Source organism: Streptomyces sp. NPDC087845 (assembly GCF_044742755.1).
In the GTDB taxonomy this organism is placed as follows: Bacteria; Actinomycetota; Actinomycetes; order Streptomycetales; family Streptomycetaceae; genus Streptomyces.
The window spans coordinates 43,267-56,359 of sequence record NZ_JBIUVC010000010.1; the positions used below are offsets into that span (position 1 = coordinate 43,267).

General features: G+C 71.1%; 14 protein-coding genes and 2 pseudogenes. 7 read left to right on the forward strand and 9 right to left on the reverse strand.

Annotated features, from left to right (window positions below):
• Positions 1 to 22 precede the first annotated feature (22 nt).
• Positions 23 to 1,216, forward strand: coding sequence for an RtcB family protein (locus tag ACIOMQ_RS24935; protein WP_362199183.1), 1,194 nt, complete (start codon positions 23 to 25; stop codon positions 1,214 to 1,216).
• A gap of 153 nt (positions 1,217 to 1,369) precedes the next feature.
• Here the strand turns inward: ACIOMQ_RS24935 and ACIOMQ_RS24940 are convergent, their stop codons facing one another.
• Positions 1,370 to 2,128: an SDR family NAD(P)-dependent oxidoreductase gene (locus ACIOMQ_RS24940; protein WP_362199186.1), complete on the reverse strand. Its 759-nt coding sequence runs from the start codon at positions 2,126 to 2,128 to the stop codon at positions 1,370 to 1,372.
• Between the two features lie 54 nt (positions 2,129 to 2,182).
• Positions 2,183 to 2,518, reverse strand: a complete 336-nt coding sequence (locus tag ACIOMQ_RS24945; RefSeq protein ID WP_362199189.1) for a YnfA family protein — start codon at positions 2,516 to 2,518, stop codon at positions 2,183 to 2,185.
• Positions 2,519 to 2,873: 355 nt separating this feature from the next.
• Here ACIOMQ_RS24945 and ACIOMQ_RS24950 point away from each other — a divergent pair, with 355 nt between their 5' ends.
• Positions 2,874 to 3,302 (forward strand): hypothetical protein, encoded by a 429-nt coding sequence (locus ACIOMQ_RS24950; protein WP_401266123.1) that lies wholly within the window; start codon positions 2,874 to 2,876, stop codon positions 3,300 to 3,302.
• A 128-nt stretch (positions 3,303 to 3,430) separates the two neighbouring features.
• Here ACIOMQ_RS24950 and ACIOMQ_RS24955 read toward each other — a convergent pair whose 3' ends face one another.
• Entirely contained in the window at positions 3,431 to 4,894 is a 1,464-nt protein-coding gene (locus ACIOMQ_RS24955; RefSeq protein ID WP_401266126.1) for an FAD-dependent monooxygenase, read from the reverse strand.
• 125 nt (positions 4,895 to 5,019) lie between these two features.
• On the opposite strand from ACIOMQ_RS24955, the gene ACIOMQ_RS24960 reads away from it, so the two are divergent.
• Both ACIOMQ_RS24960 and ACIOMQ_RS24965 read left to right on the forward strand, forming a co-directional pair.
• On the forward strand, positions 5,020 to 5,592 hold the full coding sequence (locus ACIOMQ_RS24960; protein ID WP_401266128.1) for a TetR family transcriptional regulator: 573 nt from the start codon (positions 5,020 to 5,022) through the stop codon (positions 5,590 to 5,592).
• Positions 5,593 to 5,815: 223 nt separating this feature from the next.
• The gene (locus tag ACIOMQ_RS24965) at positions 5,816 to 6,313 is read left to right on the forward strand and encodes a MarR family winged helix-turn-helix transcriptional regulator (RefSeq protein ID WP_402190390.1); all 498 of its coding nucleotides are present in this window, start codon (positions 5,816 to 5,818) and stop codon (positions 6,311 to 6,313) included.
• 189 nt (positions 6,314 to 6,502) lie between these two features.
• Here ACIOMQ_RS24965 and ACIOMQ_RS24970 read toward each other — a convergent pair.
• Together ACIOMQ_RS24970 and ACIOMQ_RS24975 are read right to left on the reverse strand one after the other, a co-directional pair.
• Positions 6,503 to 7,219: pseudogene (locus ACIOMQ_RS24970) on the reverse strand (Mut7-C RNAse domain-containing protein); the annotation flags it as partial.
• A gap of 91 nt (positions 7,220 to 7,310) precedes the next feature.
• Entirely contained in the window at positions 7,311 to 8,201 is an 891-nt protein-coding gene (locus ACIOMQ_RS24975) for an NAD(P)H-binding protein (RefSeq protein WP_362199205.1), read from the reverse strand.
• Between the two features lie 217 nt (positions 8,202 to 8,418).
• On the opposite strand from ACIOMQ_RS24975, the gene ACIOMQ_RS24980 reads away from it, so the two are divergent.
• Positions 8,419 to 8,856, forward strand: a complete 438-nt coding sequence (locus ACIOMQ_RS24980) for a GNAT family N-acetyltransferase (RefSeq protein ID WP_362199208.1) — start codon at positions 8,419 to 8,421, stop codon at positions 8,854 to 8,856.
• 2 nt (positions 8,857 to 8,858) lie between these two features.
• On the opposite strand, the pseudogene ACIOMQ_RS24985 reads toward ACIOMQ_RS24980, so the two are convergent.
• Both ACIOMQ_RS24985 and ACIOMQ_RS24990 read right to left on the reverse strand, forming a co-directional pair.
• Positions 8,859 to 8,984, reverse strand: a pseudogene (locus ACIOMQ_RS24985) (GNAT family N-acetyltransferase); the annotation flags it as partial.
• A gap of 115 nt (positions 8,985 to 9,099) precedes the next feature.
• Positions 9,100 to 9,921 carry a DUF6597 domain-containing transcriptional factor gene (locus ACIOMQ_RS24990; RefSeq protein ID WP_401944435.1) on the reverse strand — a complete coding sequence of 274 codons (822 nt, stop codon included), beginning with the start codon at positions 9,919 to 9,921 and terminating at the stop codon, positions 9,100 to 9,102.
• Positions 9,922 to 10,010: 89 nt separating this feature from the next.
• Here ACIOMQ_RS24990 and ACIOMQ_RS24995 point away from each other — a divergent pair, with 89 nt between their 5' ends.
• Entirely contained in the window at positions 10,011 to 10,583 is a 573-nt protein-coding gene (locus tag ACIOMQ_RS24995) for a TIGR03086 family metal-binding protein (RefSeq protein WP_362199214.1), read from the forward strand.
• Between the two features lie 229 nt (positions 10,584 to 10,812).
• Here ACIOMQ_RS24995 and ACIOMQ_RS25000 read toward each other — a convergent pair whose 3' ends face one another.
• Positions 10,813 to 12,009 carry a hypothetical protein gene (locus tag ACIOMQ_RS25000; protein ID WP_402190394.1) on the reverse strand — a complete coding sequence of 399 codons (1,197 nt, stop codon included), beginning with the start codon at positions 12,007 to 12,009 and terminating at the stop codon, positions 10,813 to 10,815.
• A 148-nt stretch (positions 12,010 to 12,157) separates the two neighbouring features.
• Here ACIOMQ_RS25000 and ACIOMQ_RS25005 point away from each other — a divergent pair, with 148 nt between their 5' ends.
• Positions 12,158 to 12,430, forward strand: coding sequence for a hypothetical protein (locus ACIOMQ_RS25005; protein ID WP_401266138.1), 273 nt, complete (start codon positions 12,158 to 12,160; stop codon positions 12,428 to 12,430).
• A gap of 124 nt (positions 12,431 to 12,554) precedes the next feature.
• On the opposite strand, the gene ACIOMQ_RS25010 is transcribed toward ACIOMQ_RS25005, so the two are convergent.
• On the reverse strand, positions 12,555 to 12,968 hold the full coding sequence (locus ACIOMQ_RS25010) for an arsenate reductase ArsC (RefSeq protein WP_401266140.1): 414 nt from the start codon (positions 12,966 to 12,968) through the stop codon (positions 12,555 to 12,557).
• Between the last annotated feature and the right edge of the window lie 125 nt (positions 12,969 to 13,093).

The following is a 13,093-nucleotide window of genomic DNA, read 5'->3' on the forward strand; positions in this document are numbered from 1 at the left end:
TTTTCGGGGGTATCGAGGAACTATGTCGTATGTAGAGGTGCCGGGCGCGAAGGTCCCGATCCGCATGTGGGCGGACCCGGCTTCGGTCGAGGACGTCGCGATGCAGCAGCTGCGCAACGTGGCCACCCTGCCCTGGATCAAGGGGCTCGCCGTCATGCCGGACGTCCATTTCGGCAAGGGGGCGACGGTCGGTTCGGTCATCGCGATGCACGGCGCGGTCTGTCCGGCGGCGGTCGGCGTGGACATCGGCTGCGGGATGTCCGCGGTGAAGACGTCCCTGACGGCCAACGACCTCCCCGGTGACCTGTCCCGGCTGCGATCGAAGATCGAGCAGGCCATTCCGGTGGGCCGCGGCATGCATGACGAGGCCGTGGACCCGGACCGGCTGTACGGCCTCTCGGCGAAGGGGTGGGAGGACTTCTGGGGACGGTTCGACGGAGTGGCCGATGCGGTCAAGTTCCGTCAGGAGCGTGCCACGAAACAGATGGGAACGCTCGGATCGGGCAACCACTTCATCGAGTTCTGCCTCGACGAATCGGGTTCCGTCTGGCTGATGCTGCACTCCGGTTCGCGGAACATCGGCAAGGAACTGGCCGACTTCCACATCGGCCAGGCGCAGAAACTGCCGCACAACCAGGATCTGATCGACCGGGACCTGGCCGTCTTCATCGCCGACACCCCGCAGATGACGGCGTACCGGAACGACCTGTTCTGGGCGCAGGAGTACGCGAAGCACAACCGCGCCGTCATGATGGCGCTCTTCCAGAACGTGGTCCGCAAGGAGTTCAAGAAGGCCAAGGTCACCTTCGAGCCGGTCATCTCCTGCCACCACAACTATGTGGCGGAGGAGCGGTACGAGGGCATGGACCTGCTGGTCACGCGCAAGGGAGCGATCCGCGCGGGATCCGGGGACTTCGGGATCATCCCGGGTTCGATGGGCACCGGCTCGTACATCGTGAAGGGCCTCGGGAACGAGAAGTCCTTCAATTCGGCCTCGCACGGAGCCGGCCGGAAGATGAGCCGGAACGCCGCGAAGCGGCGCTTCTCGACGCGGGACCTGGAAGATCAGACGCGGGGCGTGGAGTGCCGCAAGGACTCCGGTGTGGTGGATGAGATTCCGGCCGCGTACAAGCCGATCGAGCAGGTCATCGAGCAGCAGCGGGACCTGGTGGAGGTTGTCGCCAAGCTCAAGCAGGTGGTGTGCGTGAAGGGCTGAGGCTTCTTCACGCGTGCGGATTCACGCGTGCGGATTCACGCGTGTGGATTCATGCGTGTGGATTCACGCGTGCGGAACGAGGGCCCCGGGCGCGGGATGCGCGTCCGGGGCCCTTCGGGCTGCTCGCTCCGGGCCCTCGGGTGTCCGCCGGGCTCAGGCGGTGCGGTGGACCTTGGAGTTGGAGGCCTGGGCGCGGGGCCGGACCACCAGGAGGTCGATGTTGACGTGGCTGGGGCGGGTGACGGCCCAGGTGATGGTGTCGGCCACGTCGTCGGCGGTGAGGGGGGCCTCGACGCCCGCGTACACCTTTGCCGCCTTCTCGGTGTCGCCGCGGAAGCGGGTGGTGGCGAACTCCTCCGTCTTGACCATGCCGGGGGCCACCTCGATGACGCGGACCGGGGTGCCGACGATCTCCAGCCGGAGGGTCTCGGCCAGGACGTGTTCGCCGTGCTTGGCGGCCACGTAGCCGCCGCCGCCCTCGTACGTGGAGAGGCCCGCGGTGGAGGAGAGGATCACGACCGTTCCGTCGCCGCCCGCGGTGAGTGCGGGGAGCAGGGCCTGGGTGACGTTGAGTGTGCCGATGACGTTCGTCTCGTACATCTGGCGCCAGTCGGCGGGGTCGCCGGTGGCGACGGGGTCGGCACCGAGTGCGCCGCCCGCGTTGTTGACGAGGACGGCGAGGGTACGGAACGCCGTGGCGAACTCGTCCACCGCGTTGCGGTCGGTGACGTCCAGGGCGTAGGCGGTTGCCTGGTGGCCCGCCTCGTTGATCTCGGCGGCGAGCGCCTCGATGCGGTCCTTGCGGCGGGCGGTCAGGACTACGCGGTAGCCGGCTGCGGCCAGCTGTCGGGCGGTCGCGGCGCCGATGCCGCTGCTCGCTCCGGTGATGACGGCGATCGGGGTGGCAGCCATGACGGACTCCTCGGGCAGCTGATCGGTACGGGGCCAGGATAGGCAGGCGTGCGGTCAGTGGTTGCGGGGGGCGTACATGAGGACGGCCATGCCCGCCAGGCAGATCAGCGCGCCGATCACGTCCCAGCGGTCGGGGCGGTAGCCGTCGGCGACAACGCCCCAGGCGATCGAGCCCGCGACGAAGACACCGCCGTACGCGGCGAGGATGCGGCCGAACTCGCCGTCCGGCTGGAGCGTGGCGACGAAACCGTAGGCGCCGAGCGCGATGACGCCCGCACCGATCCAGATCCAGCCACGGTGCTCACGTACACCCTGCCAGACGAGCCAGGCACCGCCGATCTCGAACAGCGCGGCGACGACGAACAGAGCGACAGAGCGAGCGACGGCCATGGACGCAGCGTGTCATGGAAAGCGAAGGGCGAGGCAGAGGGGGCAGGGGGAGGAGGCAGGGGGGGAGGCGGGGGAGCGACCGGGGGCGACCGGGGGAGGCCCAAGGGGGTCTGGGGAGGCGCAGGGAGGTCGCGAGGGAGAGGCGCGCCGAACTCGTGGTGAAATGTGGATGTTTCGGGGTGATCTGTATCTTCAGGGCATGGTAGTGACACGTAGAGCCGCGCCCGTGGTGACCACCGCGGCGGCGGCGATGGCTATGGCTTTGGCCGTGGGGCTGGGAATGTGTGGCACGGCTGGTGCTGCGGATACGGGTACGGATACGACTAGGGCCGGGGCCGGGGCCGGGGACAGGACGGTGACCGGTTCGGTGACCGGTTCGGTGATCGGGGGCATCGCGCCCGAGGCGGATGTGTCGCACCACGGGCATGTCTCGCTGTGGGGTTCGGGGCTCGGGGTCTGGGTGCAGAGCGTGGACCACGGACCGTCGAACCTGGCCGGTGTGACCGTACGGGTGCGTACGTCGCTGTCGCTCTCCGGGCGGCAGGAGCTTCCGGAGAGTTGTCTGCAGGCGGACCGGCAGACCGTGCTGTGCCGGACGGGCGAGCTGCGCACGGACGTGCCGGAGGGGCGGCAGCTCGCTCTCGAACTGCAGCTTGCAGGGCGGCCGGACGAGGTCGTCGTGCGGGTCGACACGCTGTGGAACGGCGGAGCGACCGATCGGAACCCGAAGAACAACGACCACGAGGTGCTGGCTCCGGCCACCGGGGACGAGTACGTCTTCTGACCCCCGGCGGTCGGCGATGCCGGCGATGGCGTCGGTGACGTCGTCGGCGATGTCGGAGGGACGGGCGCCGTGGGTGCAGAGCAGCGCGGAGCGGTGTGCTGCGGTGGGCTTCGGTGCGGGGCGCGTGCTCATAAGGTGAGCGCGGCCCGCAGGGCCGCCGGGTCGGAGCGGTCGCTCGCCCAGGCGATGTAGCCGTCGGGGCGGATCAGCAGGGTGGTCGTGCGGTCGCTGCGCCAATGCGCGTGCACCAACGGGATGGATGAGGGTGGAGTGGCGGCGTCGGTGGGGGTGACGAGGACGAATGTGCCGTCGCGCAGGAGTTGGTGGAGGCGGCCCTCCCGCAGACTCAGGTCCGGGGCGCGCTTCGCGGTGAGTGGGTGGGCCCCGCGCGGGGCCGCGTAGGCGATCGAGATGCCGGAGACCAGGCCGATGGTCTTGTCGGAGGCGGGCCGGATCATGGACAGCGCCGTGGTGGTGAAAGCCCGGATCGTTCGCTGGAGCGGGGTGTGGGCCATGGCGAGGCGGAGGATTGCTCCGCTGGAGCGGAGCACCATGGTGCCGACCGGGTGCCGTTCGGCGTGATAGCTGTCGAGCAGTGCCTCCGGGGCGGTCGTGTGTCCGCGCAGTACGGCGGCGAGCTTCCAGGAGAGATTCGCCGCGTCCTGGAGGCCGGTGTTCATACCCTGGCCGCCTGCGGGTGAGTGGACATGGGCGGCGTCCCCCGCGAGGAAGACCCGGCCGGTGCGGTAGGCCCGCACCTGGCGTTCGTCGCTGTGGAAGCGGGAGATCCAGCGCGCGTCGCGCATGCCGTAGTCGGTGCCGAGGGCGCGGCGGGTGATCGTGCGGAGTTCGTCGAGGTCGACGGGGGCGCTGTCGGCGGGCTGGTGGGTGCGGGTCCAGCCCATCACGCGGTACCAGCCGTCACCGAAGGGGGCGATGAAGGTGAAGGCGTCCCCCACGCCGTTGATCGTCAGGAGGTTGGGGGGCTCCTCGGTGAGCCGGACGTCGGCGAGGACGATCGACCGGATCACGGCCTCCCCGGGGAAGGGAAGGCCGAGCGCCTGGCGCACCCGGCTGCGCACTCCGTCGGTACCGACGAGGTAGCGGGCGCTGAGCGCGGTCGCCCTGCCGTCCGCCTCGCGCAGTTCGGCGGTGACGGTCTCCGATGCGGCGTCCTGGTGGAGCGCCGTCAGCTCCGTGCCGTACCGGAAATGGACGCCCGCGGTGCGGCCGCGGCGCTCCAGCAGGCGCTCCACTTCGTACTGCGGGGTGATCAGCACGAAGGGGAAGCGGGTGCGCAGCCGGGAGAGATCGAGCGAGAGCTTGCCGAAGAAGCGCAGGGCGGAGAGGGATGTGCCCGTCTTGATGAGCTCGTCGGCCACGCCGCGGTTGTCGAGCAGTTCGAGTGTGCGGGCGTGTACGGCGAAGGCGCGCGTCATGTTGCTGATCTCGTGCGGGCGGCGCTCCACGAGCGCGACCGAGAGGCCCTGGGCGGCGAGGTCGCCGGCGAGCAGCAGGCCGGTGGGGCCTGCGCCCACGACGAGTACGTCGACGGTGTCGGTGTCGGGTGCGGTGCTCGGGGTGGTGGTCATGTCTGCCTCCTGTGCCCGTTCGTCAGCGGTCACCTTCGTGCCAACAAGCGTTGGTCAACACTTGTTGGCAACCGTAGCTCCCCCGCGGTTGGCGTGTCAACACATGTTGGCCTACAGTTGTTGGCATGAAGACGAAGCCCGCCGCCCCCCGCCGCTCGGATGCCACCCGGGCTGCGATCCTCGAAGCCGCGCGTGAGCGGTTCGCTGCCGACGGGTACGAGCGCGCCACCATCCGGGCCATCGCCCGCGACGCGAACATCGATCCGTCGATGGTCATGCGCTACTACGGCAACAAAGAGGGGCTTTTCGCCGCGGCGTCCGTGATCGACCTGCGGATCTTTGAGCTGGGCGCGATACCGGACAAGCACATCGGCGCCGCCTTCGTCGCGCACTTCCTGGACCGGTGGGAGGGCGACGACGTGCTCACGGGCCTGCTCAGGGTGGGCGTCACCAATGACGCCGGCGCCGAGCGGATGCGAGAGGTCTTCGCCAGGCAGATCGGTCCGATGGCGGCCGGTGTCTGCCCCGACCCGGCCGCCGCACCGCGCCGGGCGGCCCTCGTCGCCTCGCAGATTCTGGGGATGGCGCTTGCGCGCTACGTCCTGCGCATCGAGCCTGCCGTCTCGATGCCGCGCGACGAGGTGATCGCCTGGCTCGCCCCCACCATTCAGCGCTACCTGACCGCCGAGCAGCCTTAAGAGGCATCTGTAGAGGCATCTGCCGAAGGTGCTGGTCACGGCCGTTCGTTGGTGGCGGTGGCGGTGGCGGTGGCGGTGGCGGTGGCGGTGGAACGGTGGCCCGGGGTGGTGGGCGGTGGACGGTGGCCGGGGCGGTCGGCGACCCGGTGGCGAGGGTGTGGCGGTCGGGTGTGGCGATCGAGCTGCCGGACGCCCCGCAGTATCTGCTTCGTACACTTTCTGCATGCCGCAGAAGTCCCGGGGGCGCCGCAGTGCGCTGATGGCCGAGCTGACCGTCGAGTCACGCCGCTACATGGCCGCTTACGCCCTCTTCAACCAGGCCGTAGCGGACCACCTGCGGCTACACCCGACGGATCTTCAGTGCCTCAACCTGCTCAGCCTGGAGGCGACCCCGGTCACTACGGGGCGCGTCGCCGAGCTGACCGGGCTCACCACTGGGTCGGCGACCCGGCTGGTCGACCGGTTGGAGCGGGGCGGCTACGTGACGCGCGAGCGGGACACGGCCGACCGGCGGCGGGTGCTCGTCACGACCGTTCCGGAGCGGATGGCGGAGATCGGTGCGGTGTGGGGGCGGTTGAACGGGGCGTGGGCGGCGATGTTCGAGGCGTACGACGATGACGAAGTGGCGCTGCTCATTGCGCATATGCGGCGGACTGCCGAGCTGAGCGCGCGGCAGGTCAGGGCGTTGCGGGAGGGCGGACCGTCAGTCATTGGCTCCTGAGGGCCCTGAGGCTCCTGAGGGTTCCGAGCTGCTGGGGGCTCCGGGGGTTCCAGGCGCTTCTGAGGGCCCTGAGGCCCTGGGGGATTCTGAGGCTTCCGGGTCGAAGGCCGGCGGGCTCGATGGTGCCCCGCCCCTGCCCCGGCCGTTTTCCCGGCCGTTCTTCCGGGCGCCGTCCGGGGAAGTGGGCGCGAAGTCGTGGAGCGCCTTCGTGACAATCGCGTCCAGGTGGGTGTGGTGGGCGCCCCGCCAGTAGACCCGGTCGCACTCCGTGCACTGCGCGAAGACGTCGTACGAGCGCCGGGTGCCGTGTTCCAGCCGGCCGCTGACGGAGTCCTTGTCGGCCGCCTTCAGTGGGCCGTTGCAGGCGGTGCATCTGGTCCAGGGGGCCAGGTGCGGGGCGAACCGTTCCAGCACGTCCCGGAGTTGGTCCTCCGGCCGGTCGCTGTAGACGTACGCGCCTGCCCAGATCTCCCGTCGGTGCAGCAGCCCGCGGTCCCGGGAGAGCAGGACGCGGCGCTCGTCCGCCGACCGGGCGGCCAGCGCGGCGTCGCCGATGTCCTCGCTCTCGTACGCCGCGTCGACACCCAGCAGCCGAAGCCGACGGGCGAGCGTGCCGAGGTGGACGTCGAGCAGGAACCGCAGGGGCGCGCCCGGGACGCGCTGCGGGCGTTCCACGGCGCGCACCTCGACCAGTTCGCCCGCCCCCGGGATGTGTGAGACGGATACGGGCCGGCCGTCGACCAGGAGCTGCCCGGCCTCGGTGAGCGGGATGCCGAGCGACTCCACGACATGGCCGAGGGTGGACGAGCCGTCGGTGGTCACGGCCGAGCGTCCCCGACGGCGTTCATGGGCGACGAAGAGCCGCAGCTCAGGGGCGACTTCGAGGTGGATCTCCGGTCCGTTCACCTCGTCAGGATGTCATCGAGTGGGGTGCGTCGGCGAGGGTTTTCCGTGCGGGGCGGCACCGTCACGGGGCTCTGTCGCCGGGGTGTAGGGCTCAGGGGCGGAAGGCGGCCGCGTTTTCCTCGGCCCAGGTGGCGAAGGTGCGGGCCGGGTGGCCGGTCAGCTTCTCCGTATCGCCGGTCACCTCGGCCGGTGAGCCGTCCGCGGCGGCAGAGTAGGCGAGCAGCGCGTCGGCGATCGGCCCGGGAACGAAGGGGGCCACGGACTCCTTCCAGACCGCTCCGGTCACGGTGTTGACAGCAATGGGGCGCCCGGATGCGGCCGCCAGCAGGCCGACCTGCTCGGCGGCGGTGAGCGATTCGGGGCCGGTGAGGTGGTACGCCGCGTTCCGCAGCAGAGGGTCGGTGAGAACGGCGAGGGCGGCCTCGGCGATGTCCGTCCCATGGATCGGGCTGGTGTGGCTGCGGGGGTGGGGGAGGTCGACGGAGCCGCGGGCCCGTACCGACTCCGCCCACTGGTACGCGTTGCTCGCGAAGGCACCCGGGCGGAGCAGCGTCGTGGTGAGGGGCGAGGCCGTCAGGGCCCGCTCCACCGCGTGGTGGGAGGCGGCGATCGGGTTGTCGTGGGCGTCCGGGGCGAGGACCGAGCTGGAGGACAGCAGCACGATGTGGCCGACCCCGGCGGCCTCGGCCGCGGAGACGAAGGCGTCGATGCCGGACGCCTCGGCGTAGAGGAAAACGGCGTCGACCCCGTCGAGAGCGGTCGCGAAGGTGGTGGGATCGCCGAGATCGCAGGCCACGACCGGTACGTCGGCTGGCAGCGCGCCGGCCGCGGTCGGGAGGGGAGTGGTGCGTGCGGCGGCGGTCGGGTCGGTGAGCCGGTCGGGGTTGCGGGAGGCGGCGCGTACGGCGTGGCCGTCCCGGTGCAGAAGCGAGACGAGCGTGGCGCCGATGCGGCCGCGGCATCCGGTGACGAGAGTGAGCATGGGGCGGGGTCTCCTCTGGTGTTCCGTCGGGTGTTCCGTCGGGTGTTTCCCCGAGCGTTTTCCCGGGTGTTTCCCTGAGGGTCTCGCCGGGGATCCAGCTGCCTGATCCGAGCATGTACCTGTTTCGCGCATAAGCTGCGTGACGCAGAGAATATCTTGGAGGAAGGTCCGCCCGTCAAACGTTTTCGGGCGGGCGCCGGGTGCCTACAGTTCCCGCATGAAGATCCTCGACCTCGAACCCGGCGATGCCCGACTGGCCGCCGACCTGCTTCCCGTTCTGCGTGAACTCCGCCCCCATCTCACCGAGGAACTCTTCCGGGAGGTGTATGAGAAGGGGTACCCGCAGGGACTGCGGTTCAGCGCCGCCTACGACGACGGCGGCGCCTGCGTGGGCGTGGCCGGTTGGCGTGTCGTCCACAACACCAGTCGGATCCGGATGCTGTACGTCGACGATCTGGTCACCGCCGAAGCGTCCCGTTCCACCGGCGTCGGCCGTCGGCTGCTCGGGCACCTCGAAGGGCGGGCGAGGGAGGCGGGCTGTCTGCACCTCAACCTGGACTCGGGCACGCAGCGCACCGACGCCCACCGTTTCTACCTGCGGGAGCGGCTGAGCATCGGTGCGTTCAACTTCGACAAGGCCCTCGATCTGGACTGAGGTCAGCGCGCCCCACCAGGGGTGAAGTCCAGCCGCCAGTCGTTCGTCAGCAGCGCGTGGCCGGGCGGGTACTCGAAGTCGCACTCACCGAGCAGGGTGAAGCCCGCCTTGCGGCACACCGCGTTCGGGGCGGTTGGTGCCGTCGGTGCCGTCGGTGCCGTCGGTGCCGTCGGTGATGTCGGCGACGTTGGTGTGGTCGGTGGTGTCGGTGCGGCCGGTGGTGTCAGTGCTCGACTTCTGTGGTCAGTGTGGGGCGAACGCGGTCGGGGGGACGCCGACCGTTGCCGTGAAGTCCCTGATCAGGTGGGCCTGGTCGCTGTAGCCGAGCTCCGCCGCGAGTGCCGCCCAGTCCACCTCCGGATCCGACTCGGCCCGCTCCAGGGCCTCGTGGATGCGGTAGCGGAGGATGACCCACTTGGGGCCGACGCCGACGTACGTGGCGAAGAGCCGCTGGAGCGAGCGCGACGACACCCCCTCGATCCGGGCGAGCTCGTCGACTCGGCGCACCGTACGGTCCGTGCGGACCAGGTCGACCAGGGCCATCGCGCGGTCGGCCTGCGGGTCCGGTTCCGGGCCGAGCGCCATCAGGTACGCGTCGAGCGCCGCCACCCGCGCGTCCTCGTCCGCCGGGTCCAGCACGGCCGACGGCGGGGCGGGCGGGAGGAACACCTCGTCGGCGGGAAGCCGCCGCCCCGTCCACTCGGAGACCGGCCGGGCCGGTGCGAACGGGCGGAATCCGCCGGGCCGGAACTGCACTCCGCAGACCCGCCCCCGCCCCTCCAGCTTCTGCGTGAAGAGCTCCAGGCCGATGCCCGACACCTCGGCGAACCCGGCGGCCCCGTGATCCTTGCCGGTCCCCGTCCCGTACCGCTGGAAGACCAGATTCACGGACGGGTGCGGTACCAGATGGGAGGCGTACGGCTCCGGCAGATCCCAGTCGATCAACCAGTAGTGCTCCAGGTACGGCCGCAGTCCGGGGGCGGGCTCGCGGCGGCGGAAGCGTACCTGCGCGAAGAGTTCGGGGGCGTCGACGATGCCCCGGGTGTCGCGTCGCGGACCTGGCATGGCGGCGATCCTACGGTGGGCGCGGTACGCCGTGGAGCCGTGTCGCGTTTCTTCAAGCACGGGGGCGCACCGGCGTGCAAGGTCGGAGGATGGAGAAAATCAGCGAGTTGCTGGAAACGGCCGCCGGGCGGGCCGTTCCCGTGCTGGCCGGGATCGACGACAGCAGTCTGGGAGACCCCACGCCGTGCGCGGAGTACGACGTACGGGCCCTGATCAACCACCTGTTCCAAGTGGTCGTCAACTTCCAGGCCCTGGCGGCCCGCAAGGAGGTCGACTTCGGTGAGGTGCCGGACGCCGTCACGGGGGACTGGCGGGCGCGCTTCGGCGAGGAGACGGCCGAGCTGGTGGCGGCCTGGGCCGTGCCCGGGGCCGACGAGGGGACCGCGGGGGCCATGGGGCTCCCGGCCAGGACCGTCGGGAACATGGTGCTGGGCGATCTGACCGTTCACGCCTGGGACCTCGCGCGGGCCACCGGCCAGGAGTTCGTTCCGGACGAGTCCGTGCTGAACGAGATCGGCCCCGGGCTGGCCGCGATGGCGCCGATGGCCCGGGAGGCGAAGGTGTTTGGCGAGCCCCACCCCGTGCCGGAAGGGGCCGGCCCCTTCGAGCAGGTGCTGGCGCTGACCGGCCGGGATCCGGGCTGGCGTCCGCCCGGCGCGTGATGCCGGGATCCGGACCGGCGTCCGCCGGGCGCGTGGCACCGGGGGCCGGAAGGCGCGTGTCCGGCGGTGCGCCCGCGCTGTCGTAGAGGCCGTCCAGCCTCGTGCACGCGCCGCCGACGATGTGACGGGCCGGCGGGCAGACGGGCCGGCGGGCCGGCGGGCCGGCGGGCAGGCGGGCAGGCGGACAGGGACGGGGACGGAGAGGGGGCGGGCCTGTGGGGCCGCCGCCTCATCGGCTCCATATGTGCAGGGCGTCGCCCGACTCCGACACCGTGTACCAGGTGCCGTCACCGAGGGCCGTGACCCCGCCCGATATCGGGAAGGGGTACGTGATCCGGGCGGTCACCCGCATCCCTGCCTCGCCCGCGCCCACCAGCCAGTGGCGCGGCTCGCCGTACTCCTCGTCCCTCTCCGACGTGCCGGCGATGACGGTCTCCTCGTCGAGGAAACCGCACGTGTAGTCCCAGAGGGCCACGTCGGCGTCCACGTCGTCGGGATCGGCCCCGGGGTGGCGGGGAATCGCGGTGTCGCTGTCGAGTGCGCACAGTACGGATCCGTCGTCGACCCGGTGCACGCCGAGTGTCTCCTCGTAATGGGTCACCGTCAGGAAGCGTTCGCCCGAGGGGCTCACCGCCGTCAGGATCCGCTCGTCGTTGCAGAACCACTCGACGGAGAGGTTCGCGCCGTCCCACCGGCCCCAGAGCATCGGTACCCCGTCCTGCCCCTCGCCGACGCACAGCCCCATACGGGCAGGGTCGGGGTGCGGCACGTGGTCCGAGCCCGCGGCCGCGGTCTCCGCGTCCGCCCGGCCGAGCACCCGCCCGTCGGCGGCGTCGATGACCAGCCACTCGTCCAGCGCCTCCGGGTCCGGTCCGGCCGCCGCTACGGGGCCGCGGATATGGGCCCACACGAGTGTCCCGTCCGCCGAGAAGACGGCCGAGCCGCTGTCCGCGTACTGATGCGAACGGTCGGCCGCGTACTCCTCGTAGGCGGTGTGCAGCGTGGGGCAGCTGCCGTCCCAGCAGCCGTGCCGGACTTCCCAGCGCACCGCGCCCGTCGGGTCCACCGCGCGCAGCGCGTGCACTCCGGCGAAGACCGCGAGATCGCCGCCCGGTGCCACCGTGCAGGTGCCGAAGCTGCGGGGCCAGGGAGCGGGGAAACGGATCACCGGGGCGCGTTCGGTGTCCGGGGCGACGGAGACGAACGCGGCGGCCAACTCGGTGTCGCCCCGCTGGAGGAGCAGGCACCGGTCGGAGGCGGGCTGTGGGCTGCCGGGGGCGCGCTGTCCGCTCGGCCGCCGTACAAGTCGCCCGTCCGGCCGTTGTGCGGGCCACCACAGGAGGCGCGGAGCGTCTGCCGCGTCCTGCTTGCGGTCCAGCGGTGCGGTGAGCGTGGCGACTGGACGTGCGGCGGCAGCGTTGGCCACGCGTCGGCCCTCCCCCTCGTACGCGAGTGCATCGAATCGATACGAGGAGAACCGTACGGCCCGGGACTGACAGCCCTTCATGCCCTTGGGGCGGGCGTACCGGCGGCCACCCTTCGACTGCTCAAGTGTTCGACGTAGTATCCGGTTTGTGGACCGTGACGATGAGCCAGTCTTCATTCGGAGCAAGTGGGGGACGAGCCGCTACGTCTACAACCCCCGGAACCCCGTCGGTCTCGCGCTGATCGTGATCACCCTGCTCTTCGTCGTGGTCATGCTGATCCTCATGCGGGAGCGTGCGGGCCCCTTCGCGCCCCCCGAGCCCACGCCGTGGAGCACTGTGCCGGCGTACGAACCCTGGCCGGCTTCGACGTACGTCCCCGTCTACCCCACGCCGGGTGCGGCAGAACCGAGCGCGGGCTAGCCGAGTGCGGGCCGGCCGAGCGCGGGCCGGCCGGGTCCGGAAGGCCCGTCGGGCCTGTGAAGCGGTGCGGCGGTGCGGCGGGGGAGCGGGGCGGCGGTGACGCGGTGAAGCGGTGCGGCGGGCGTCACTCCGGCGTGACCGGGGCGATCTCCTCGATCAGGCCCTCGACGAGGTTCCTGATCGCGTCGCGGATGGGGCGGACGGACTCGACGCCCCGGCCTGCCGGGTCCTCCAACTTCCAGTCCAGGTAGCGCTTGCCGGGGAAGACCGGGCAGGTGTCGCCGCAGCCCATGGTGATGCAGACGTCCGACTCGCGGACCGCCTCGGCCGTGAGGACCTTCGGGGTCTCGGCGGAGATGTCGATGCCGACCTCGCGCATCGCCTCGACCGCGGCCGGGTTCACGGTGTCGCCGGGGTGCGACCCCGCCGAGCGGACCTCGACGCGGTCCCCGGCGAGGTGGGTCAGCCAGGCGGCGGCCATCTGGGAGCGGCCGGCGTTGTGGACGCAGACGAACAGCACGGAAGGCTTGTCGGGCATTGGGCATCTCTCCTGTTGCGTGTCACACGGCGGAATCGGTGGTGAGTGGGATGAGGGGGGGAGCGGTATCAGGAGTGAGCGACGTGCGGAAGCCGACGACGCGCGGAGGTAGCGACGTGTGGGAG